A 21,404-nucleotide genomic window follows, 5' to 3' on the forward strand; every position below is an offset into this window, starting at 1 on the left:
GCTGAGAAAAGAAGAAATCCAAACCGATCAGCAGGAGCAAAAAGTAGCTTAAATTACACCGAAATCTGTCCAAACATTGGGGAGTTGCTCACGCGGTCAGTCAGATCAAGGTGGCGGAACCCGCGATAGGCAAGGTTTAGATGCACCTCTTTGCAAAGCCGTTGCTCCGACCGGAGTTCAAAGCAATACCCAAACAGCAACATGCGGATCAACAGTTCGGGATCAACCGTTGGGCGACCGCTGTGGTTATAGAAAATTGCTAAACTCGAACAAATGCTCGCCAGATCAACGAACCGATCAATCGGCCGCAGCAGGTGATCTTGCGCCGCACGATCCTCAAGGGAGAACTGGTTGAACAGCGCCGTTTACGCTTCCTGCCTCGGTCCCATCATCGTCACTCTCTCCGTGTAAAAAGAATTGAACCAAGGACTTACCCTACGAACAAGCATGAGTTTTTCAACGGGGCAAACCCCTATGGGACTTCAATATGATGCGATCTTTGATATTACTATAGTAAGCATTCTTGCGCGCAGTTGTGAATTTAGTTTTGCGCGTTCGAGAAATATGAAACTCAAAATTAAAAAGAAATTGAAAGCTATGCAGAGTACCTGGGACGCAAATTCTCTCGATCAATTTGTAGAAATATGTGATGCCGAAGGTGGCATTTGGTCACCGCAAGGTCGCGAGACCACAAAGAACTTTAAGTTTAAGCTCAAAACAAAAGTTAATGTTAGTCTGGATCCGTTCAGCGAAGAGTATTTCCAGCAGCAGCTTGCCGTTTACACTGAGATATCTGGCCGAGAGCTAGATCAAGAGTCGGGCGAAATGTTTCACGTTGACGTCGCGAGTCGTGTATCTGCACAAAATCCGTATGGCGTGAATGACATCGCCTTTATCTCAAAACATAGCCGCACGGTCTTGACGGCTTTGATGATTGCGAACCCATCTCCAAATGCTCGTATTCTTGATATGGGTGCTGGTTGGGGACTTAGCTCAGAAATGATGGCCTTTGCCGGGGCAAAAGTTACCGCTGTTGACATAAATCCTGACTTTGTTGAGTTGATTAATGAGCGCAGCGCGCGACTTGACTTACCCATAGTAGCGCTACAAGGAAACTTTGAAACGGTCGAACCGGGGGAAGATTTCGACTTGGTACTATTTTTTGAGTGTCTTCACCACGCGGTCCGGCCACTGGAGATTCTTAGGAGAGTTAGCGGATTTCTCGGGCCAACTGGGCGCATCGTACTTGCTGGCGAACCTGTAAATACAATTTGGTGGCCGCATTGGGGAATGCGCCTGGATGCGGAGTCTGTTTATGTGATGCGTAAGTTTGGCTGGTTCGAAAGCGGGTGGTCGCAAGACTTTATTTGCAAGTGTTTCCGACTAGCAGGCTTCGAACCTACGTGGATACCTCGGCTGGGCATTGATGGTGGCGATATCTGCGTTGCGGATCGAAATGGAGCGAAAGGAATGCGGCCACTCGCGATTCCACCTGAGCCGTTGGCACATACCAAGCGTCATCCCTGGAAGCATCTTAAGGACGCACTTCTGATGCGCAGAAAATAGAAAAACCAGTTGCCCGCTCACTTCCGGCAACACACAGAAAATCCCTGTTCCACCGCCCCCCAACCCGAACCCTACAAATCCCTGATCCAGAACTGCAACGGCTTCAGCGTTTCTCCCTCCTCCCCGATATCTTTCCACGAGAATTGGGCGATTGCGCCGGGTAAGGGCTTGTATCCGCGGGCGCGCCAGAAGGTATCCAGCGGGCGGTAGTGGTCGGGGCGCAGGGGGTGGTCGGTGGGGCGTTGCACGCTGCAAAAGGCGCATCTGGCAAAGCCCAGAGCGCGGGCGTGCCCCTCGCGCGTGTCGAAGAATTTGTGGCCGACGCCCTGCCCGCGATAGTCGGGCAGCAAGACGGATTCAGCGCAATAGAAGATCTGCGACAGGTCCAGCCCGGTGTCTGCGAAGGCCGCGGCGAAATCGTCGGCGTGGTCGGTCAGCGGCGCGCCCGTCGAGGCGCCGATCAGGCGGTCGCCATCGAAGGCGCCGACCACGATGGCCTTGTCGCTGTCGCGGTAGGATTGCAGGTATTTGCGTTCGTATTCCAGATCGCCGTCATAGAGGTAGGGCCAGGCGTGAAATACCCGGATCCGCAGGCGGGCGACATCATCCAAAGCGGCCCCGAGTGCCGCTCCGATCAGGGGGCGGACGTCACTGACGTCAGCCATTCGAGACCTGTTTGGTCCAGTCTGCAAGGTTATAGAAAGTGGTGACGCGGGTGATCTTGCCGTCCCTGAGGTCAAAGAACGACCCGGCAGGCAGGCGATAGGTCTGGCCGTGCGCGTCGGGCAGGCCCTCGTCGGTTTCCAGATAGGTGCCGTTGACGATGAACTCGGCCGCGGCGCGGGTGCCGCCCTGAGCCTCGAACACAACGATGTCGGTCAGGTTTTCGCGGTAGCAGCGGTTCATATGGGCGCAAAAGGCGGCGAACTTGTCCTTGCCGACGCGAATCTGACCTTCGTTCACGTGATGGGCCACGTCATCGGACAGGCAGGCCAGCATGCCATCGACGTCACCGGCGTTGAAGGCATCGAAATAGGTTTTGACGGTCTCGTTCATGTCCCCTCCGTTGGTTCGCCCCAGCGGTCTTTCAGATGCTGAATGATCTGGTCGCGGGTCTGTCGGTAGTGATGTAGCTTTTGTTCGCGGGTCTCGCCCATCCCGGTAGGGTCCATTATTGGCCAATAATCGACATCGAGGTGAAAAACACGGGTCAGTTCCAGCGCCTGACGCTGGCTGGCGGGCGACAGCGCCACGACCAGATCGAACGAGCTGAGGTCATCGCCCCATTCCTGCATCTCGTCAAAGGAGCGCGAGCGGTGGCGGGACAGTTCCACGCCGACCTCGTGGCAGACAGCGATACTGAAGCCGTCGATTTCCAGATCGTTATGCACACCGGCGGACTGAACATAGGTGCCGGTGCCATAGAATTTCTTCATCAGCCCCTCGGCCATCGGGGACCGAACCGCGTTGTGGTCGCAACAGAACAGGACCGACTGCGGCAGAGGCTTCACGCGTCAGCCCCCAAAATGCAGAACGCAGATCAGCGTGAACAGGCGGCGGGCGGTGTCGGTGTCGACATCTGCCTTGCCTTCCAGCCGTTCCTGCAACACGCGACTGCCTTCGTTGTGGATACCCCGGCGGGCCATGTCGATGGTTTCGATCTGGCTGGGCGGCAGCGATTTCACCGCATCGAAATAGCTTTCACAGATCTGGAAGTAATCCTTGACCACCTGCCGGAAGGGACCGAGCGACAGGTGAAACTCGGCCGCTTTTTCGTTGGCCTCGGTTTCAATGTCGAAGACAAGCCGTTTGTCGCGGATCGAAAGCTGAAGGCGATAGGGGCCTTCGGGCACAACGCGGTCGTCGCGTTTGGGCAGCGAGAAGCTGTTTTCTTCCAGCAGATCATAGATGGCGACCTTGCGCTCCTGCTCGATCTCGGGCGTGGGCGGCGGCAGATTTCTATCATCCAGTTCGATATGCGAGATGCGGGTCATCTTTACAGTCACATTCCTTGCGTCAGCACAGACCTATAGCAATGATATTCAACGGGCAACGCACAGAAACGCCATATGCGCCCGGTCTTTGCGTCATTTCAGCCATTCAGGCGGTTCAGGCGCGCGGTGACCGAGAGGCCATGCGCCTCGAGGCTTTCCGATTGCGCCAGCTGTTCGGCAGCAGGGCCGATGGCACGCAGGGCTTCGGGGGTCATCTGGCTGAGCGTGGTGCGTTTGAGGAAATCCATCACGCTGAGGCCCGACGAAAACCGCGCCGAACGCGCGGTGGGCAACACGTGGTTGGGGCCGCCCACATAATCGCCGATGGCTTCGGGGGTGTACTGACCCAGAAAGATGGCTCCGGCGTGGATGGTTTTTTTGCTCAACGCGCGCGGGTCGGCCACGCATAGTTCCAGATGTTCCGGGGCAATGCGGTTGGACAAGGCTGCGGCCTCGTCCAGGTTGCGCACAGTGATCACCGCGCCGTAGTCGCGCCAGCTGGCCCCGGCGATGGCACGGCGTTGCAGGGTTTCCAGCCGTTTTTCGACCGCCTGCGCGACGGACTGGCCGAATGCCGCGTCGTCAGTGATCAGGATCGACTGCGCGCTTTCGTCATGTTCGGCCTGGCTGAGCAGGTCCAGCGCAATCCAGTCAGGCTCATTGTCCTTGTCGGCGATGACCAGAATTTCCGAGGGGCCGGCAATCATGTCGATGCCGACCTTGCCAAAGACGCGCCGCTTGGCGGCGGCGACAAAGGCGTTGCCCGGTCCGGTGATCTTGTCGACCGGCGCGATGGTGTCGGTGCCATAGGCCAGCGCCGCCACGGCCTGCGCGCCGCCGATGCGATAGACCTCGTCCACACCCGACAGCTGTGCCGCCAGCAGCACCAGCGGGTTCACCTGCCCTTCGGGCGTGGGCACCACGATGGCCAGCCGTTCCACACCGGCCACTTTGGCCGGGATGGCGTTCATCAGCACCGATGACGGGTACGATGCCAGCCCACCCGGCACGTAAAGCCCCGCGGCCGAGACGGCAGACCAGCGCCAGCCGAGTGTTGCGCCCGTCGCATCCGTCCATTCCTGATCCTCGGGCAATTGCCTTTCGTGATAGGCCCGGATACGGGAAGCAGCCAGTTCCAGCGCCGTGCGATCTTCGGCCCCGACCAGCGCCACCGCTTCTGCGATCTCCTGCGCGCTGAAGGCCAGCGTTTCGGGCGTCAGCGTCAGCCGGTCGAATTTGGCCGTCAGTTCGATCACCGCCGCGTCACCCCGGTTGCGTACGTCGTCGATGATCTGCGCCACAACCGCATCCACATCCGGGCTGTCCTCGCGCTTGGCCGAGAGCAGGGTCCGGAAGGCGGGTTCGAAATCGGGCGATGTGGTATCAAGGAAAACGGGCATGATCTGGCACTCCGGGCGTTGCGCATTGGGACATATCGCCCGGAGCGCGCGGCCTCAACCCTCAGCCCACGGGGTGCAGCGATTTGTGCATGGTAAAGCAGGACAGATCCCCGTGGCCGCAGCACCGGCCGGTAGCCTGCCAGCCGTGGCGCAGATAGAAATCCTGCGCGGTTTTTGTTGCCTCAAGCGAGGCTGAGGAACATCCCGCCGCGAGCAGTTCCCGTTCCAGCCGATTCAAAACCGCCGCCCCCAGACCACAGCCCTTATGATCCGGGTCGATGTAAAGCAGAGTGATCTCTCCGGTTTCCAACAAACCGCCTACGGCGGCCACCTGCCCGGCCCGTTCAGCCAGCCAGATCTGCGATCCAGGTTTGATCCAGCCCCGGATCGAGGCCGGGTCCTTGTTATCGGTCCATTGCGCGATGGCCTGCGTGTCACCCTGATGATCGGCCCCGCAGAGCTGCGTGATCGAACGGATCAGAACCCGACTGATGTCGAAAACGTCGAAAACGGTGGCGCGACGCAGAGTGACACCTTCGGGCACCTTCGAAAACGCCTGAGATATGCCGCGCTTGTTCTGCATCTATTCGGGATGATACGGGGCCTGACCGGAGGGGGCCTGATAAGGGCGCGTGACGTCCTTGAGGGTGGCATCCAGCGCCTCGACCGTCAGGCGGATCGCGCCATCACCGGCCAGCGTCAGCAGGACATGGCCCGCGCCATCCTCGCCGGGTTCGAAAACGACCGACATCAGCGACATGATCATGTCGGTGTCACCGCGATCAATGCCCTGACTGGACACCGAGAGAACCGAACCGAAGACCAGCACCGACTGCACCCGTTCAAACGGGCGGTCGCGGCGGGCGGCGGCATCCTTGTCTTCCCAGCGAAAGCGGTTCAGCAGCAGGCCAAAGCGGCGCTGCGCCGGTTGCCACTTCATCTCGGTCACCGGAAACACGGCATCCTGCGCGAGGGTCGAGATCACCTGAAGGTCATCTGCATCCTCGGCCCCCAGATTAAGCGGCGCCTCGCGCCCGTCTTCAAAGCTTGCGTCTGTCATTGGCCCTTGATCCGTTCAATCTTTGCACCCACGCCTTCCAGCTTGCGCACCACATGTTCATATCCGCGGTCCAGATGATAGACCCGGCTGACCGTTGTTTCCCCTTCTGCCGCAAGCCCTGCCAGAATCAGCGAGACCGAAGCCCGCAGGTCAGTCGCCATCACCGGTGCGCCTTTCAGTCGCTCGACGCCGGTCACCGTGGCGGTGCCGCCATGCACCTCGATATGCGCGCCCATGCGCACCAGTTCGGGGGCGTGCATGAAGCGGTTTTCGAAAATGCGTTCTTCGAGAACCGAGGTGCCCTCAGCCGTGCACATCAGCGCCATCATCTGCGCCTGCAAGTCGGTCGGGAAGCCGGGGAAAGGTTCGGTCACCACATCCACCGCGCGCACGCGCCCGTTTTTGCGCGCCACTTTCAGACCGCCTTCGGTTTCTGAAACGCTGACGCCTGCCGCATCCAGTTTGGCCGCAAAGGATTCGACCAGTGACATGCGACCGCCCAGCAGTTCGACCTCACCCCCACAAATCGCCGGGGCCAGCATATAGGTACCCAGCTCGATCCGGTCGGTGACAACCTGATGTGTGGCCCCGTGCAGCCGGTCGACGCCCTGAATTTCGATGGTCGGGGTACCTTCGCCGGAAATCTGGGCACCCATCTTGCGCAGGCATTCAACCAGATCGACGATCTCGGGCTCGCGCGCGGCGTTCTTGAGCACCGTGGTGCCCTTGGCCAGCGTGGCGGCCATGACGATATTTTCGGTGGCCCCGACCGAGGCAAAGCGCATCTGATGCACGGCCCCTTTCAGACCACCCGGAGCTTTGGCGTGCAGATAGCCGTCCTTCAGCTCGATCTCGGCGCCCAGCGCCTCGAGCCCTTCGACATGCAGGTCCATCGGACGGGCGCCGATCGCACAACCGCCCGGCAGTGACACAACCGCCTGCCCGAACCGCGCCAGCAAGGGACCCAGCACAAGGTTCGAGGCGCGCATCTTGCGTACGATGTCATAATCGGCGGTCTGGCTGGTCAGGCTGTGGCTGGACATTGCAATCACCTGACCGTCTTGCAACGACGACACCTCGGCCCCCAGCGATTGCAGCAGCGCGGTCATGGTCTTGATGTCGCTTAGCCGCGGCGCATTGGTCAGCGTCAGCGGTTCTTCGCTTAACAATGTTGCGGGCATCAGCGTCAGGCACGCATTCTTGGCCCCCGCAATCGGTATCTGACCGTTCAGCGGGCCGTTGCCCGTTACCAGAATCGAATCCATCTGCTCTTATCCCTCGTCCTTGTCAGGCTTGTCCCCCGCGGCCGCGCGCGCCTTGGCCTGCGCCTTGCGACGCGCCATGTTGGCCTTGAGCGCCGCCTTCAGCCGCGCCTCGCGCGCATCGCCGGGTTTACCTTGTTTTTTGGGTGAATTTTTATCCGTCATGATCTTTCTCTACAGGAGGCGAAAAAAACCGTCCAGACACCCTTGCGCCGCGTTTCGTTTGAGTCTAATCACCCGCCCACAGCGCTGCTGTAGCTCAGAGGTAGAGCACTCCCTTGGTAAGGGAGAGGTCGAGAGTTCAATTCTCTCCAGCAGCACCATCCTTCATTTTCCTGTGAAAAAGCACGCTTTCATCCGGAAGGGTTTGGGTGTTCCGGCGTCTTTGACCATTGGCGTTTCAGAGACTTTTGTGGTGCGCGTTTGGATTATGGGCGGTTCGATACAGCCCGGAGGCGTCGAGCGCTGTGCGTGGTAGTACCATGCGCTTGGCAAGGGGAGCCGCTGCGCGCCCGTTGCATCCCCCCGGCCAGTGGCTCTTTCAGGGCATTGAACCCATTCCAGAGCCATAGATCGTTTCGCGGCGGTCGGGCTTAGTTCATGCCCAGCGCTTCTTTGTACATTTCGATGACGGCCTCTTGCTCGGCGATGTCATCCTTGTCCCTTTTTCTGAGGGAAATGATGCTGCGCAGGGCCTTTACGTCATAGCCGCGCGACTTGCTTTCGGCGTAGACCTCTTTGATCTGGTCGGCGATGTCTTTCTTTTCCATCTCCAGGCGCTCGATACGTTCCACAAACTGGCGCAGCTCGCCCGCGGTGACCTTGTAATTTGCTTCTGCTTCTTCAGACATGCTCATCTTTTTTGTTCCCGGTTATGGACCTGCAACCAGAAGAGGTCAGCCTACGGCTGGCGGTGAACGGCGGTGGCCCGATCATCGGGGGCACCTTCGAAACACGCCTGTCCCAGAGGCTGAAACCCTGGTGTGGAATGCCGGATACAGTGCTGCCGCCCGGGTCGCAAGCACCCATTGGGCCGGCGCACTTGTATGACCCCAACCGATCCGTTAAGCGCGTGATCAGGTCACGAGGATATGCGGGGAACCATGTTTGAATTCATCACCTGGGGCGGTGCGGCCCTGTCTGTGGCCGGGCTTGCCGGTCTGGTCTGGTGCATTCTTCGCGTGATGCGGGCGCGCAAGGCCGGTCTGTCGGATGACGAGCTGCGCGCGGTGGTTCAGGGGGTTCTGCCCTGGAACCTGGCCTCGCTGTTTCTGTCGGTGCTTGGATTGATGCTGGTCATCCTCGGGATTTCCCTTGGATGACCATCCGGTTCACACCGGCAAGTTATCAAACTGCGCTTCAATCGCATCTTCGCACAAGGCCGCATCCAGACGACGCAGGCGCGAAGGCACCTCCATCCCCTGCTGCCGCATCCGGTCAACAATCTTACTCACACTCGGCTGAAGCGCCAAACGCGTTTCCAGACCCGCGTTCACAAGCTTACGTTCAAGCTGCTCGGCTTCGGAATAAAGACCAGTCGGTGTCATAACCATCCTCCCAAATGGCGCCAGTATCCCCAATATACGTAACGGGATTACGACCCGCAGATAATATCGTAGCCTTGTGCGGGAAATTGCCTGCCATGGTCGAAGTTTCGGCAATCTGACGCGGATAGGTTAAAGATTAAGCCAGGATTTCAGCGGTTGCTTTGACCGGCATCAAATGCAGGTTCGATATTGCATCACATTCCAATTCACATATATGATATGCGTGACCGAAACGGAGAAGATCATGACACCGAAAGTGAAAGCGTTTTTTGACGAGCAGACCTTTACGGTTTCCTACGTGGTTCATGAACCTCAGGGGCGGGCCTGTGCCATCATCGACAGCGTGCTGGATTTCGACCATGCCTCGGGGCGGACGTCGACAACCTCGGCGGACAGGATCATCGATTTTGTGCGCGCGCAGGACCTTAAGGTCGAGTGGATTCTGGAAAGCCATGTCCATGCCGACCACCTGTCGGCGGCCCCCTATCTGCAACAGGAGCTGGGCGGCAAGATCGGGATTGGCGATCAGATCGTCACCGTGCAGGACACGTTCGGCAAGGTTTTCAACGAAGGAACCGAGTTTCAGCGCGATGGCAGCCAGTTTGATGCGCTGTTCAAGGAAGGCGACAGTTTTCACATCGGCCAGATGCGGGGCGACGTGCTGCATACGCCGGGTCACACACCGGCTTGCATGACCTATGTGATTGGCGACGCCGCATTTGTCGGTGACACACTGTTCATGCCCGATTTTGGTACCGCACGTTGTGATTTCCCCGGAGGATCGTCGGCTACGCTGTTCCAGTCGATCCAGAAGATACTGTCGCTGCCGGACAACACCCGCATCTATGTCGGGCATGATTACAAGGCTCCGGGCCGCGACGAATACGCGTGGGAGACAACGGTAGGTGAACAAAAGGCGCTGAACGTCCATATCGGACAGGGGCGCAGCATCGAAGACTTCGTGGAGATGCGCGACGCGCGGGACGCCACGCTGGCCATGCCGCGCCTGATCCTGCCGTCTTTGCAGGTCAACATGCGGGCCGGTCAGATGCCTCCGGCGGATGAACAGGGCGATGTTTTCCTGAAACTGCCGGTCAACAAGCTGTGACGCGGGCACAACAAATCACAAAGGGAAATCCCACATGAATATAGAGTGGATCTGGGGACTGTGCGGCGGTCTGGTGATCGGTCTGGCCGGGGCGGTTTACCTGCTGGGCAATGGCCGGATCATGGGCGCAAGCGGCATTCTGGGCGGCCTTGTCGATGGCAGCGCCAAGGGGAGCATGGCCGAAAAGCTGGCCTTTATTGCGGGGCTTGTCGGAATGCCCCTTCTTCTGCGCCCGTTGATCGCGCCCGAGGCCCAGACGCATCTTACCGGCAATCTGGGTGTTGTCATTCTGGCCGGGCTGCTGGTCGGTATCGGTACACGGATCGCCAATGGCTGCACCTCGGGGCACGGGGTGTGCGGTATCTCTCGGTTCTCGCTGCGCGGCATCGTGGCCACCGTTTTCTATATCCTTGCCGGGGGCGTGACCCTTGTGCTGCTGCGTCATGTGATGGGAGTGATCTGATGCGTCTTATCATTGCGTTGATCGCCGGATCACTGTTCGGTGCCGGGTTGCTGATTTCGGGCATGACGGACACCACAAAAGTTCAGGGCTGGCTGGATGTGTTTGGCAACTGGGATCCGACGCTGGCCTTTGTGATGGCCGGTGCCATTCTGCCGATGCTTGTGGCATGGCGGATGACTACAGGTCGCCAAAACGCCCTGACCGGCGGAGCCTTTCCACCCCCTGCCAAGCCCGAGGTTGATCGCAGGCTGATCGTGGGTTCGGTTCTGTTCGGGATGGGCTGGGGATTGGCCGGGCTGTGCCCCGGACCGGCAATGGCCTCGCTGAGCTATGGCGGGCTGGGCGGGCTGGTCTTTCTGGTTGCAATGGCGGCTGGGATGTTCGTGGCACCACCGCTGGGCGCGCAGCTGGACAGGGCGGCAAACGCGGCCTAAGGAATTGGCATGGAGATTCGTCAGATTACCCCCCGCTATGCTGTCTCGCCGCAGATCACGGTCGAGGATATTCCGGCCATTGCCGAGGCTGGCTTTGCCAAGGTGATCTGCAACCGGCCCAATGCCGAAGTTCCCCCGGCCATGCAATCCGACGCGATCGGCGAAGCGGTGCGGGCTGCCGGTATGGAATACGAGGTGCTGGAGCTGACCCACCAGACGATGACGCCTGAGAACGTGAAGCGGCAGCGCGACATGGCGGAAAACGGCAGTGGTCCTGTACTGGCCTATTGCGCCTCGGGCACGCGGTGTTCGGTGGTTTGGGCGCTGGGCCAGTGCGACCACATGAGCACAGACGACATCCTGAGTGCGACCGGCAAAGCCGGGTATCAGCTGGACAATCTGCGCCCCATGCTGGACCAGATCCGCGGCACTAGCGGCTGAGCGTCACTCAGTATTGCTGCCAAGGTCCGTCGGCCCCAGCCCCGCAAGCTGCGTGATTTCCGCGACCATCCGTTCGGAATCGTTCACGATCAGATCGCTGTCTGTCAGATCTGACACCCCGGTCGGGACGGTCTGGGCGTGCGCATCATGCACAGTTGGTTCGACCGGATGATCCTGCGGTGGTGTTCCACTTTTGCTGGCGATGAAGTCCTGCGCGTCAGCGCCGGTCAGGGCTGGCAATGCAGCGGTTTCATTCAGCCGCACGGCGCGGAGACCACCGCATTGCCCTAGGCGACCGATACCCGCGCGTGTCCGGTCAATCGTCAGAACCTCGGTCCGGTCCAGACGGGCCCCGCGCAACGGCAGAATGTCCCCGATCCGCAGTCCCGAGAGGTCGGACAGCGGCAACGACATGCGGCACAGCGCGGCGGTCAGTTCCGCCCGCATTACGCTTGAACACTGATCCATGCGCAGATCAGCCTTTTCCCCGTTATCTTCTGCTTCATCCGAGGCGGCGGGATGTTCAGGCAGAAACACAGATATGCGGCCCTGCTGCTCTCCGTTCGCGAGATCGACGGTCAGTTCGAAAATGCGGTACGCCTCTTCCGTCATCGCCAGTGACAGGGTGCGCAAATCCTTGGCGCGCGAGGTAAATTCCAGCCCTGCAAGGCAAATCTGATCGCTTGAAGCGTCGAACAAAGCGGCGGAACCGGTCAACGCGGCTTCGATCAAGGGGGCCGCGATGGCGGCGTCGGTATCCGTGAACGTGCGTGCGCCGGGATCACCGGGCAGGACCTGACCAATGGTCTGGGCCTGAACAATGGCCGAGACCACATTCGGGTTGAGACAGGCCGCGGCGCGGCCTTCGGGGCCGTCAAACACCAGCAGCAGCCAATCCTGCCCCGCCGCGTCCCCCGGCACCTGCTGCGACTGGTTGGATTGCTTTGCCCCGATAACCGCCAGCGGCAGGTTCAGCCGCTCGCCCGCCGCCCGGGCGAACCCAAGGCGCAGCGCCCGCAGAACCGAGCGTGGGCGCTCCCCCAGATCCTTTTGCCCAACGGACAGTTTGCGCGCCAACGCGGCATTGACATCTTGTGACATGACGCCCGATCACCAATTGTTCCAGCACCTGGCAACCGGTTTACACCCTCGGGCGTTACCAAGTCCTTTATGGCCGCGTCACTGCGCCGCCTGCTGATAGGCCTGTGGCAGGCTGATCCGGAAGGCCGCGCCGCCCTGCCCCGGCAGATAGGTAATCTCACCCCCCAGCCGCTGCATGATTTCGCGGCAGATGGCCAGACCAAGCCCCGCTCCGCCAGCCTTGTCGCCGCCCACGCGGGCAAACTTTTCAAACACCATCGAACGCGCACCCGGTGGGATGCCGCTGCCATTGTCGATGAAGTCGACGATGACCCGCCCGCCAACATCATGGGCGGAAATGACCAGCACCGGATCGTCCGCATCGCAGTATTTCTGCGCGTTCGAGATCAGGTTGATGAACACCTGTCCCAACCGATCCAGATCCGTATGCAGAAAGATGCGCTCGGCCGCGCGGGTCCGGCGGACGGTGATCTTTCGGTCCGCCCCGGCCAGAGCACTGGGCACGGCGCGGTCCAGAACCGAGCGCAGGCTGTCATCGCTGAGATTGAGGCTGACCTGCCCGTTTTCAAGCACGCTCAGATCCAGCAGATCATCGAGCAGCCGGGTCAGGCGCAGGGCTTCGTCATGAATGATCGCGGCATAGCGGGTCTGCTCCTGGCGGCTGAGGCCATCGGTGTCACGCATGATTTCCGAAAACGCCCGGATCGAGGTCATCGGCGTGCGCAATTCATGACTGACCTGGCTCAGGAAGCTGTCCTTCTGTTCGGAAATCTGGGTGAGCTTCGCGTTGGCTTCGCGCAGCTGGCGTGCGGTTCGGCTGAGTTCGGAGGACTTTTCCTCGAGCTGGCCGGAATATTCCAGCAGCTGCGCGGATTCGTCTGCCACGGCCAGCAGATCCTCGACCGAGACCGACGATCCGCCCACGATCTGGCCGATCATCGCGTGGGCCATGGCCGCACCGACCGAGCCGCTGAGCTCGCGTTCCAGACGGTTGAGAAAGCCCGGCGTCGGTTCCGGCAAGTGCGAACGGCCACCCTGTTTTCGCGCCTCGGCCTGAAAGAATTCCTGCGTGGGGCCGGTGCCCAGAATGCGCTGCGTCATGATCATCAGGTCTTCGCTTTGCGCCACCGACCCGGACCACCCGCGCGGCGCGACCGAGTGATCAAAGACGTTGACGAACTGTGCCCCCTGCAACCGTTCCAAGGGGCTGGGAAAGCTGAGCAGGGACGCGACGCAGAAGGCAAGCGTGTTCAGGGACAAAGACCACATCACCGTATGCACCATCGGATCGATCCCCTCGATCCCGAACAGGGCATGAGGGCGCAGCCAGCCAAGGCCGAACAAGCCGTTTTGCAGCACGGTTTCGGGCATCCACGCGCCGCCCATTCCCGGCAGCAGCAGGGTGTATATCCACAGCACAAAGCCAACGGTCAGCCCGACCAGCGCCCCGGTCCGGGTCGCCCTGCGCCAGAACAGCCCCCCAACCAGCGCCGGCAGGATCTGCGAGATACCGGCAAAGGCGATCAACCCGATCGAGGCCAGCGCGGCACCGCCCCCGGACAGCCGGTAGTAGAAAAAGCCCAGCGCGATTATGGCGGCAATGGAAACTCGGCGTGCCATCAGGACAATGTTGCGCACATCGCCCGATACCGAGCCGGTGCCTTCCTGCGTGTTCAGCCAGATGGGCATGACCACATGGTTCGACACCATTGTCGACAGGGCCATCGCACTGACGATGACCATCGAGGTTGCCGAGGAAAACCCGCCGATGAAGGACAGCATTGCCAGCCAGTCATTGCCCTGGGACAGCGGCACGGTCAGAACGAACAGGTCGGGGTTGGCGCCCTGGGGCAGCAGGTCCAGTCCGACCACGGCGATGGGCACGACAAACAGGCTCATGAACAGCAGGTAGAGCGGGAAAGCCCAGGCAGCGGTTCTGAGATGGCCTTCGTCATCGTTTTCCACCACCATCACCTGAAACATCCGGGGAAGGCAGATAAAGGCGGCGGCCGACAGAAAGATGAACGTCGTCCAGCGCCCGGCATCGACGTTCCACTGGCCGATTTCCGAGGCGTCGATCCGGTCCATCATCGGGCCAATTCCACCCGCGATCCCCCACACCACGAAAACGCCCACGGCGATCAGCGCAAACAGTTTGACAACGGCCTCGACCGCGATGGCCGTGACCACGCCATGGTGACGTTCGTTCACGTCCAGATTGCGGGTGCCGAACAGGATGGCAAACACGGCCAGTCCAGCCGCGACCCAGAACACGCTGGACCCTTCGCGATAGAGGCCTGACGGGTCAGCCTCGGCAAAGATCGAGAATGACAGGGTAATGGATTGCAGTTGCAGCGCGATATAGGGCGTGCCGCCCAGCACCGCCAGAATGGTCACGCAGACCGCCAGCGTATTCGACTTTCCATACCGGGACGACAGCAGGTCGGCGATCGAGGTGACCCGCTGGCTGCGCCCGACGCGCACCAGCTTGCGCAGCCCCCACCACCAGCCGACCATCACCAGCGTCGGACCGAGGTAGATGGTGACAAATTCCAGCCCCGACCGCGCGGCGTTGCCCACCGCGCCATAAAATGTCCAGGCGGTGCAATAGATCGACAGGGACAGCGTGTAGATCACGGGTGAACGCAACCATTTGCCGCGCCCGGCCGCAGCCATGCGATCCGCGGCGAAGGCCACTGCGAACAGGAACACGACATAGGCAAGGCAAACCAGAATCAGAACGTTTATGGTGGCCATCACTCAGCGCCCGTGTCCGATCCCTCGCGCGCGGCCATGCGGCGGGCGGCCAGCCCAAAGACAAACCCGGCCAGGATCAGCGCGCCCCAGCAGAGGAATATGTAATACATCGCCGAAGACAGGGGCACCGCCGCATCCCCGCCGGACGGGTCTGGCCACAGCAACGGAAGGGCCAGCAGCGCCGCACCCAGAAAGGGCAAAATCCGGGCGGCATCCGTCAGCCTGTGACGACGATAGCTTTGTCGTTCCAGAAAAAGCGAGGGGCGTGTGCCCGGTGGTTTGGTCTTGTTGCCCTCGCCGGACATCATAAGCGCGTCGCCTGCGCGTGAAGGTCACGCACGGCTGTCAGAACTTCGGCATTGGAAAACGGTTTGGTCATGAAGCGGCTGACGCCTGCGTTTTCGGCCATTTCCCGGTCGCGCGACTGACCCCGTGCGGTCAGCATCAGAACCGGCAAGCCTGCCAGTTCCTCCATTTTTCTGAGTTCCCGAAGGATATCCATACCGTTCTTGCCCGGCAGCATGACATCCAGAATGACCAGATCGGGCTGCGCCCCCTGGATCACCTGAACCGCATCCGTTCCGTCGCCATGCGTTTCGACCTGCCATCCCTCGCGCGACAGCAGGAACCGGATAGCCTCGGCGATGTTCGGTTCGTCCTCAATCAGCAGAACCTTTCGGCTCATATGTTCAGTTCCTCCCATAACCGGTCTTCCATCCCGAGACCGGTTCCCGCCAGATTAAGCGGTCTGTCATGAACGTGTCAAAAACCTTCGCTCAAAATCGACGGCTCGCGCCGGGCTTTGCAATCGCGGTTTGGGCAGACACGGCAATTTGGCCCGACCTGAGTGACCGGCACCTCGTCTGACGGGTCCCTGACCGGGCGCACCACCATGACCGAGCGATAGGCCGGGTCCTGATCGTATCCCGACACCGCATGCGGCCAGGCATAAGCGACGCATTCGAACACGGCCGAGGACCTGCCGGTCAGGACGACCTGCTTGCGCACCGGCACCAGCGGACGGCTGAGGGCCGTAAACAGCGGCCAAAGCGGGCAGACATCGCCGTGTCGGGGCAAGGTAAACCCCTGAATCGGCTTGAGAAACAGGATACTTCCAGACGCGTCGCACAGCACCATGCCGACCGGTTGCGACAGGATACCATCCGGCAGAAAGGCCAGGCGCCTGAGGACGGTGGCAAAATCAACCGAGAACCGCTGCGCCAGTTCGATGGGGTTCGGATCACCCTGCTGAACAACCGCTTTGACGGCCTCCAGCGGCAGCGCCTGCGCGTCTGCGCGATAGATCCTGAGAACTTCGCGCGCGACGGTGCGCGCCGCCGAGGTATTGAGCCCGCTCAGGTCAACCGCGTCCACATCACCCCCGTCTTCCAGTTCGGAAATCGTGTAGGCGCGGGCTTCAAAGAAAGCTTCGACCGCTTCCAGGGGAACGGCACGTGGATCAACCGCCGAGTCGCTTTCGTCGAGGAAGGTCACCAGCGCCTTGGAACTGCCTGCCAGCCGTTCGGCATCCTGATGCAGGTTCTTGTGAAAACGCTCGCGCCATTCGGCCTCGATATCTTGGGTATCCGCAAGGATCGCGGCGGTCGAGCGTATCGCGGCGGCGGTTGACAGAACCTCGTGCATCGACGCGGCCAGTTGCGGGTCGTGCGTAAGGCGGTCGGAGAGGGTTTCGACGTTCCGCTCCAAAGACACGACACGGCGATGCATTTGCGCCAGAACACCGGCCCAGCCGGGAAAGCGCCCGGCGAACTCCTCGAGCCCGTCAACCTCGGCCTTCTGCCCGACCGCATCCTCGGCCGCCTCGCGCAGGGCGGAAACCAGAGTTGCCTCGATCCCCTGTGTCAGGACCGAAGGTTCAACGCCCAGCGCCGCCGCGATATCGACCAGCAATTTGCCTCCGATCCTGCGGCGATTGTGTTCGATCAGGTTCAGATAAGACGCCGATACTCCGGCCTGCCGCGCCAGTTCGGCCTGCCGCAGCCCGGCAATCTGCCGTCTTTCGCGAATGCGACTGCCTGTCAACGTGTCGCGCATGCTTACTTTCCCTGAATTCAGACCCGTCGAATTTCACGCTCGTTTTCAGATTATAGCATCTGTTTCCATAGGTTAATCATTTCTTTTCAACTGACATTTACAACTTTCACAAACTGGCGCAGACCACAGCATCGGTTTCGGGCGTCAATCTGGCGCAAGACATCGCATCCCCCCTTCATTTCCGCGCGCTTTCCCGGCACCATACACGCATGAGCGACCCCGCCTTTGAATATGCGCCGATCGGGCTTGTTGAGCTGGAAAACAGGATCATCCGGCGCTGTAACCTGCAATTTGCCCGCACCTTTGGCGGAGAAGAAAACGACTATCGCAACATGCCGCTGTTGCACCTTTACCCTTCGGTCGCCGATTGGGAGAGGATCGGCGAACGCAGCCTGCAAGTGATGCGCGGCACCGGATATTACACGGATGAGCGCGTCATGCGCCGCCGTAGCGGGGATCTGTTCTGGTGCCGCGCCCGGGGCCGGTCGCTGACGCCCGACGACCCGTTCCGCCACGGTATCTGGAGCTTTTCCGACATATCCGAGGAACGACCGCTGGTTGAGCTGACCATCCGTGAACGCGAAGTGGCCATCCTGTCCTGCCGCGGCCTGTCGGCCAAGGAAATCGGAGCAGAGCTGGGCCTGAGTTACCGCACAATCGAGGCTTACCGCGCCCGTTTGCTTGAAAAATTCGGCGCACGAAAGCTGTCTGAACTGGTCGCCAAATTATCGGGGATGCCCCTGTGACGCGTTCGACCCCTTAAATTACGCGTGAAACGCATGCCAGATGGTGCGAGTCGGCGCTTTTCATGCACCGCCGCTTAGCCTATAACCCTGCGTAATTTGATCAGAGCCCGCAAGAAACAGACGGGCCAAAGGGGAACCGTCGAGGATACTCATGACAGACACCAAACACGAAGCGGATGTGGCATTCATCAAGGCTCTGGCCGAGTTGCTGCGCGAAAACGATCTGACCGAGTTGCAGGTCAAACGCGAATATGGCGAAGAAGACAGCCTGAACGTGCGCGTCAGCCGTATGACACAGACCGTGGCCGCTCCGGTTCAGATGGCTGTTCCTGCGGCAGCGCCCGCCCCTGCTGCGGCACCGGCTGCGGCCCCCGCGGCGGCCCCTGCTGCTGCCGAAGATCCGGCCAGCCATCCGGGCGCTGTCACCTCGCCCATGGTGGGCACGGTCTATATGCAGCCGGAACCCGGCGCGCCCGCGTTCATTTCCGTCGGCGCGACAGTGTCTGAAGGCGACACGCTGCTGATCGTCGAAGCGATGAAGACCATGAACCACATCCACGCCCCCAAATCGGGCACCGTCAAGCGCGTGCTGGTGGGCGATGGCGACGCTGTTGAGTTCGGCACTCCTCTGGTCATCATCGAGTAAGGCGGGCCCATGTTCGACAAGATCCTGATTGCCAACCGAGGCGAGATCGCCCTGCGCGTCATCCGCGCCGCGCGCGAGATGGGGATAAAGACGGTTGCCGTCCACTCCACCGCCGACAGCGACGCGATGCATGTGCGCATGGCGGACGAATCGGTCTGCATCGGCCCCCCGCCCAGCCCGCAAAGCTATCTGTCGGTGCCCGCGATCATTTCGGCCTGTGAGATCACCGGCGCGCAGGCGATCCATCCCGGCTATGGCTTTTTGTCCGAAAACGCCGAGTTCGTGCAGATCGTCGAAGATCATGGCATCACGTTCATCGGCCCCACCGCGGAACATATCCGCGTCATGGGCGACAAGATCACCGCCAAGGACACGATGAAGGCGCTGGGTGTGCCTTGCGTTCCCGGTTCGGACGGTGGCGTTCCCACGCTGGCCGACGCCAAGCGCATCGGTGAGGAATTCGGCTATCCCGTCATCATCAAGGCCACGGCTGGCGGCGGTGGGCGCGGCATGAAAGTCGCGATGAACGCGAACGAGATGGAAAGCGCCTTCATGACCGCACGCGCCGAAGGCAAGGCCGCCTTTGGCAATGACGAGGTCTATATCGAGAAATATCTGACCACGCCGCGCCATATCGAGATTCAGGTCTTTGGCGACGGCAAGGGCAATGCGGTGCATCTGGGCGAGCGCGATTGTTCGTTGCAGCGCCGTCACCAGAAGGTCTTTGAAGAGGCCCCCGGCCCCTGCATCACCGCCGAAGAGCGCGCCCGGATCGGCAAGATCTGCGCCGACGCGGTCGCCAAGATCAACTATATCGGCGCTGGCACCATCGAGTTCCTGTATGAAAAGGGCGAGTTCTATTTCATCGAGATGAACACCCGCCTGCAGGTGGAACACCCTGTCACCGAAGGAATTTTCGGCGTCGATCTGGTGCGCGAGCAAATCCTTGTCGCAGCGGGTGAACCGATGTCATTCGGTCAGGACGATCTGAAGATCAACGGCCATGCCATCGAGGTCCGGATCAACGCGGAGAAGCTGCCGAACTTTTCGCCCTGCCCCGGCAAGATCACGGCCTATCACGCGCCGGGCGGTTTGGGCGTACGGATGGATTCGGCGCTTTATGACGGCTATTCGATCCCGCCCTATTACGACTCGCTGATTGGCAAGCTGATCGTGCAGGGCCGCGACCGGGCCGAGGCGCTGGCGCGTCTGCAACGCGCGCTGGGAGAGTTGATCGTCGACGGTATCGACACCACCGTACCCCTTTTCCACGCCCTGTTGCAGGAGCCCGATCTGCACAGCGGCGAGTACAACATCCACTGGCTGGAGCGCTGGCTTGCGGAGAACATGGAAAAATAAGGGCCATGTGCCAGAGGGCCCGCGCCCTCTGGTCGCCCTATCACCGGCATGAGCCTGACCCCCGAACTGCTGCTGCACGGGTATTCCATCGGTATCTTCCCGATGGCCGAACACCGCGACGATCCTGAACTGTTCTGGGTTGATCCCAAGTTTCGCGGGATATTTCCGCTGGACGGGTTCCACATCTCGCGCAGTCTGGCCCGCCGCATCCGGAACTGCGGGTTCGGGATTTCAATCAACCGGGATTTTTCCGGCGTTGTTGATGGGTGCGCCGACCGATCCGATACCTGGATCAACGCGGAACTGCACGCCCTTTATCGCCAGCTGCACCAGTCCGGTCATGCGCATTCTCTGGAAGTCTGGGACGGAGCGGCACTGGTGGGCGGCGTTTATGGTGTGACGCTGGGGGCCGCGTTCTTTGGCGAAAGCATGTTTTCGCGCCGCACGGATGCCTCGAAAATCGCGCTCGCCTATCTTGTGGACCGGCTGCGGCAAACCGGCTTTCACCTGTTTGACACGCAGTTCCTGACCGCGCATCTGGCATCCCTTGGGGCGATCGAAATCCCGCGTGGGGCTTACAAGAAAGAACTGGAAGAAGCCCTGAACCAGAGCGCTGACTTTGCCGCGCCGATCACTCAGTCCGCAGAAGGCGTGATACAGCGGATGACCCAAACGTCATACCGCGCGTGATCCAGCGCATTCAGCGCCGGAGAGGTCGCAATCATCCAGCCGTCAAACAGCTGATCCGCTTTGCCCGTTTCCCAAATGGTCAGATAGGCGAAGGCATCGCCAGTCGGGTTATCCACCGGATACCGGCAATCCCCCAGCGCCACATCCAGCCCGAAAACAGCTTCGGTCTGACCTGTCTGCAATTCGATATCAACCGTCTGGCCACTGACTTTGTCGAGCCCCCGCAGCATGGCACTGGGGCCAGAGTTGACTTTCTGCTGCGCCGCGGCACCGGTTCCACCAGCCAGCAACAGGGCAAACAGGGCGGCGCGCATCATTCGCTGCCATCTCCGGCTACGAACTTGACCAGCAGCGAGATCAGGCTGACCGCACCCTGGGTATCCTGAATCTCATCTCCGGGTTCAAAAAAGAAGGGTGAACCGCCAGGCATGACTTCGACAAAGTTTCCACCCAACAGCCCTTCGGAAGAGATCACGATGGCGCTGTCATCGGGCACAAGCACGCCTTCGGCAACAGAGAAAGTCGTGTCGGCACGATAGGTATCCGGGTTCAGCTTGACCCCGGTAACGGTGCCGATTTTCACACCGGCAAGACGGACATCCGTGCCGACGCCAACCCCTTCCAGCGACCGGAACGAGGCGCCCAACTCATAGCCCGCAGCACCTTGCGACAGGCCGGTCGATTGGCTGGCATAAACACCAAAAGCAAGGGCACCGGCCAATACGACGCCTCCGACAACAACTTCGGTCCAGTTATGGGTCGACATCTTCGCCTC

The 21,404-nt window shown here is 60.5% G+C and carries 29 protein-coding genes, 1 tRNA gene and 1 pseudogene; 12 read left to right on the forward strand and 19 right to left on the reverse strand.

Annotation, left to right across the window (positions count from 1 at the left end; genetic code table 11):
* Window positions 1-65 precede the first annotated feature (65 nt).
* Window positions 66-359: pseudogene (locus ACR0CE_RS14175) on the reverse strand (transposase); the annotation flags it as partial.
* An 88-nt stretch (window positions 360-447) separates the two neighbouring features.
* Here ACR0CE_RS14175 and ACR0CE_RS14180 point away from each other — a divergent pair.
* Window positions 448-1,566, forward strand: coding sequence for a class I SAM-dependent methyltransferase (locus tag ACR0CE_RS14180; protein WP_480833018.1), 1,119 nt, complete (start codon window positions 448-450; stop codon window positions 1,564-1,566).
* Window positions 1,567-1,637: 71 nt separating this feature from the next.
* Here ACR0CE_RS14180 and ACR0CE_RS14185 read toward each other — a convergent pair whose 3' ends face one another.
* The 9 genes from ACR0CE_RS14185 to ACR0CE_RS14225 form a co-directional block, all read right to left on the reverse strand.
* On the reverse strand, window positions 1,638-2,231 hold the full coding sequence (locus ACR0CE_RS14185) for a GNAT family N-acetyltransferase (protein ID WP_480833019.1): 594 nt from the start codon (window positions 2,229-2,231) through the stop codon (window positions 1,638-1,640).
* On the reverse strand, window positions 2,224-2,622 hold the full coding sequence (locus tag ACR0CE_RS14190; protein ID WP_480833020.1) for a ketosteroid isomerase-related protein: 399 nt from the start codon (window positions 2,620-2,622) through the stop codon (window positions 2,224-2,226). The genes ACR0CE_RS14185 and ACR0CE_RS14190 overlap by 8 nt, the downstream gene beginning before the upstream one ends.
* Entirely contained in the window at window positions 2,619-3,077 is a 459-nt protein-coding gene (locus tag ACR0CE_RS14195; RefSeq protein ID WP_209505795.1) for an arsenate-mycothiol transferase ArsC, read from the reverse strand. The genes ACR0CE_RS14190 and ACR0CE_RS14195 overlap by 4 nt, the downstream gene beginning before the upstream one ends.
* Window positions 3,078-3,080: 3 nt before the next feature.
* Window positions 3,081-3,560 carry a UPF0262 family protein gene (locus tag ACR0CE_RS14200; protein ID WP_171722821.1) on the reverse strand — a complete coding sequence of 160 codons (480 nt, stop codon included), beginning with the start codon at window positions 3,558-3,560 and terminating at the stop codon, window positions 3,081-3,083.
* A 98-nt stretch (window positions 3,561-3,658) separates the two neighbouring features.
* Window positions 3,659-4,960, reverse strand: coding sequence for a histidinol dehydrogenase (gene hisD, locus ACR0CE_RS14205; RefSeq protein ID WP_480833021.1), 1,302 nt, complete (start codon window positions 4,958-4,960; stop codon window positions 3,659-3,661).
* Between the two features lie 61 nt (window positions 4,961-5,021).
* Entirely contained in the window at window positions 5,022-5,543 is a 522-nt protein-coding gene (locus ACR0CE_RS14210) for a GNAT family N-acetyltransferase (protein WP_480833022.1), read from the reverse strand.
* Window positions 5,544-6,020, reverse strand: a complete 477-nt coding sequence (locus ACR0CE_RS14215; RefSeq protein ID WP_480560300.1) for a DUF2948 family protein — start codon at window positions 6,018-6,020, stop codon at window positions 5,544-5,546.
* On the reverse strand, window positions 6,017-7,285 hold the full coding sequence (gene murA / locus ACR0CE_RS14220; RefSeq protein WP_480773887.1) for a UDP-N-acetylglucosamine 1-carboxyvinyltransferase: 1,269 nt from the start codon (window positions 7,283-7,285) through the stop codon (window positions 6,017-6,019). The genes ACR0CE_RS14215 and murA overlap by 4 nt, the downstream gene beginning before the upstream one ends.
* A 6-nt stretch (window positions 7,286-7,291) precedes the next feature.
* Window positions 7,292-7,447 carry a hypothetical protein gene (locus tag ACR0CE_RS14225; protein WP_209505784.1) on the reverse strand — a complete coding sequence of 52 codons (156 nt, stop codon included), beginning with the start codon at window positions 7,445-7,447 and terminating at the stop codon, window positions 7,292-7,294.
* A gap of 83 nt (window positions 7,448-7,530) precedes the next feature.
* On the opposite strand from ACR0CE_RS14225, the gene ACR0CE_RS14230 reads away from it, so the two are divergent.
* Window positions 7,531-7,605, forward strand: a tRNA-Thr gene (locus tag ACR0CE_RS14230).
* 270 nt (window positions 7,606-7,875) lie between these two features.
* Here the strand turns inward: ACR0CE_RS14230 and ACR0CE_RS14235 are convergent.
* Window positions 7,876-8,139: a DUF2312 domain-containing protein gene (locus ACR0CE_RS14235; RefSeq protein ID WP_267366625.1), complete on the reverse strand. Its 264-nt coding sequence runs from the start codon at window positions 8,137-8,139 to the stop codon at window positions 7,876-7,878.
* Between the two features lie 17 nt (window positions 8,140-8,156).
* On the opposite strand from ACR0CE_RS14235, the gene ACR0CE_RS14240 reads away from it, so the two are divergent.
* Window positions 8,157-8,393, forward strand: coding sequence for a hypothetical protein (locus tag ACR0CE_RS14240; RefSeq protein ID WP_480560306.1), 237 nt, complete (start codon window positions 8,157-8,159; stop codon window positions 8,391-8,393).
* Window positions 8,386-8,604 carry a hypothetical protein gene (locus ACR0CE_RS14245; protein ID WP_209505778.1) on the forward strand — a complete coding sequence of 73 codons (219 nt, stop codon included), beginning with the start codon at window positions 8,386-8,388 and terminating at the stop codon, window positions 8,602-8,604. Before ACR0CE_RS14240 ends, ACR0CE_RS14245 begins: the two co-directional genes overlap by 8 nt.
* 9 nt (window positions 8,605-8,613) lie before the next feature.
* On the opposite strand, the gene ACR0CE_RS14250 is transcribed toward ACR0CE_RS14245, so the two are convergent.
* On the reverse strand, window positions 8,614-8,829 hold the full coding sequence (locus tag ACR0CE_RS14250; protein WP_209505776.1) for a hypothetical protein: 216 nt from the start codon (window positions 8,827-8,829) through the stop codon (window positions 8,614-8,616).
* Window positions 8,830-9,073: 244 nt separating this feature from the next.
* On the opposite strand from ACR0CE_RS14250, the gene ACR0CE_RS14255 reads away from it, so the two are divergent.
* The 4 genes from ACR0CE_RS14255 to ACR0CE_RS14270 are packed head-to-tail and all read left to right on the forward strand — an operon-like array spanning window position 9,074 to window position 11,275.
* A complete protein-coding gene (locus ACR0CE_RS14255) occupies window positions 9,074-9,937 on the forward strand; it encodes an MBL fold metallo-hydrolase (protein WP_480495066.1) in 864 nt (287 codons plus the stop codon).
* Between the two features lie 34 nt (window positions 9,938-9,971).
* Entirely contained in the window at window positions 9,972-10,400 is a 429-nt protein-coding gene (locus tag ACR0CE_RS14260) for a YeeE/YedE family protein (RefSeq protein ID WP_480833023.1), read from the forward strand.
* Window positions 10,400-10,834, forward strand: coding sequence for a DUF6691 family protein (locus ACR0CE_RS14265; RefSeq protein WP_480518974.1), 435 nt, complete (start codon window positions 10,400-10,402; stop codon window positions 10,832-10,834). The genes ACR0CE_RS14260 and ACR0CE_RS14265 overlap by 1 nt, the downstream gene beginning before the upstream one ends.
* 9 nt (window positions 10,835-10,843) lie before the next feature.
* Window positions 10,844-11,275 (forward strand): protein tyrosine phosphatase family protein, encoded by a 432-nt coding sequence (locus ACR0CE_RS14270; RefSeq protein WP_209505768.1) that lies wholly within the window; start codon window positions 10,844-10,846, stop codon window positions 11,273-11,275.
* A gap of 3 nt (window positions 11,276-11,278) precedes the next feature.
* On the opposite strand, the gene ACR0CE_RS14275 is transcribed toward ACR0CE_RS14270, so the two are convergent.
* The 5 genes from ACR0CE_RS14275 to ACR0CE_RS14295 form a co-directional block, all read right to left on the reverse strand.
* Window positions 11,279-12,376 (reverse strand): FliM/FliN family flagellar motor C-terminal domain-containing protein, encoded by a 1,098-nt coding sequence (locus tag ACR0CE_RS14275; RefSeq protein ID WP_480833024.1) that lies wholly within the window; start codon window positions 12,374-12,376, stop codon window positions 11,279-11,281.
* Between the two features lie 78 nt (window positions 12,377-12,454).
* Window positions 12,455-15,133 carry an ATP-binding protein gene (locus tag ACR0CE_RS14280; protein ID WP_480833025.1) on the reverse strand — a complete coding sequence of 893 codons (2,679 nt, stop codon included), beginning with the start codon at window positions 15,131-15,133 and terminating at the stop codon, window positions 12,455-12,457.
* Window positions 15,133-15,441: a hypothetical protein gene (locus tag ACR0CE_RS14285; protein ID WP_209505761.1), complete on the reverse strand. Its 309-nt coding sequence runs from the start codon at window positions 15,439-15,441 to the stop codon at window positions 15,133-15,135. Before ACR0CE_RS14285 ends, ACR0CE_RS14280 begins: the two co-directional genes overlap by 1 nt.
* A complete protein-coding gene (locus tag ACR0CE_RS14290) occupies window positions 15,438-15,818 on the reverse strand; it encodes a response regulator transcription factor (protein ID WP_480484506.1) in 381 nt (126 codons plus the stop codon). The genes ACR0CE_RS14285 and ACR0CE_RS14290 overlap by 4 nt, the downstream gene beginning before the upstream one ends.
* Window positions 15,819-15,895: 77 nt before the next feature.
* Complete coding sequence (locus ACR0CE_RS14295; protein ID WP_480833026.1) at window positions 15,896-17,188, reverse strand: helix-turn-helix domain-containing protein; 1,293 nt, start codon at window positions 17,186-17,188, stop codon at window positions 15,896-15,898.
* 209 nt (window positions 17,189-17,397) lie between these two features.
* Between ACR0CE_RS14295 and ACR0CE_RS14300 the strand changes: the two genes are divergently transcribed.
* From ACR0CE_RS14300 to aat, 4 genes are all read left to right on the forward strand, one after another.
* Window positions 17,398-17,934, forward strand: a complete 537-nt coding sequence (locus ACR0CE_RS14300; protein WP_209505755.1) for a LuxR C-terminal-related transcriptional regulator — start codon at window positions 17,398-17,400, stop codon at window positions 17,932-17,934.
* A 151-nt stretch (window positions 17,935-18,085) separates the two neighbouring features.
* Complete coding sequence (gene accB / locus ACR0CE_RS14305) at window positions 18,086-18,580, forward strand: acetyl-CoA carboxylase biotin carboxyl carrier protein (RefSeq protein ID WP_267364694.1); 495 nt, start codon at window positions 18,086-18,088, stop codon at window positions 18,578-18,580.
* Window positions 18,581-18,589: 9 nt separating this feature from the next.
* Window positions 18,590-19,939: an acetyl-CoA carboxylase biotin carboxylase subunit gene (accC, locus tag ACR0CE_RS14310; protein WP_480488403.1), complete on the forward strand. Its 1,350-nt coding sequence runs from the start codon at window positions 18,590-18,592 to the stop codon at window positions 19,937-19,939.
* Between the two features lie 48 nt (window positions 19,940-19,987).
* Window positions 19,988-20,629 carry a leucyl/phenylalanyl-tRNA--protein transferase gene (aat, locus tag ACR0CE_RS14315; protein WP_480518959.1) on the forward strand — a complete coding sequence of 214 codons (642 nt, stop codon included), beginning with the start codon at window positions 19,988-19,990 and terminating at the stop codon, window positions 20,627-20,629.
* Here the strand turns inward: aat and ACR0CE_RS14320 are convergent.
* Complete coding sequence (locus ACR0CE_RS14320; RefSeq protein ID WP_480833027.1) at window positions 20,575-20,946, reverse strand: DUF2155 domain-containing protein; 372 nt, start codon at window positions 20,944-20,946, stop codon at window positions 20,575-20,577. The two genes, aat and ACR0CE_RS14320, sit on opposite strands and share 55 nt — an antisense overlap.
* Complete coding sequence (gene mlaD, locus ACR0CE_RS14325) at window positions 20,943-21,395, reverse strand: outer membrane lipid asymmetry maintenance protein MlaD (RefSeq protein ID WP_209505747.1); 453 nt, start codon at window positions 21,393-21,395, stop codon at window positions 20,943-20,945. Before mlaD ends, ACR0CE_RS14320 begins: the two co-directional genes overlap by 4 nt.
* Window positions 21,396-21,404 lie beyond the last annotated feature (9 nt).

The organism is Ruegeria sp. L11, from assembly GCF_056531755.1.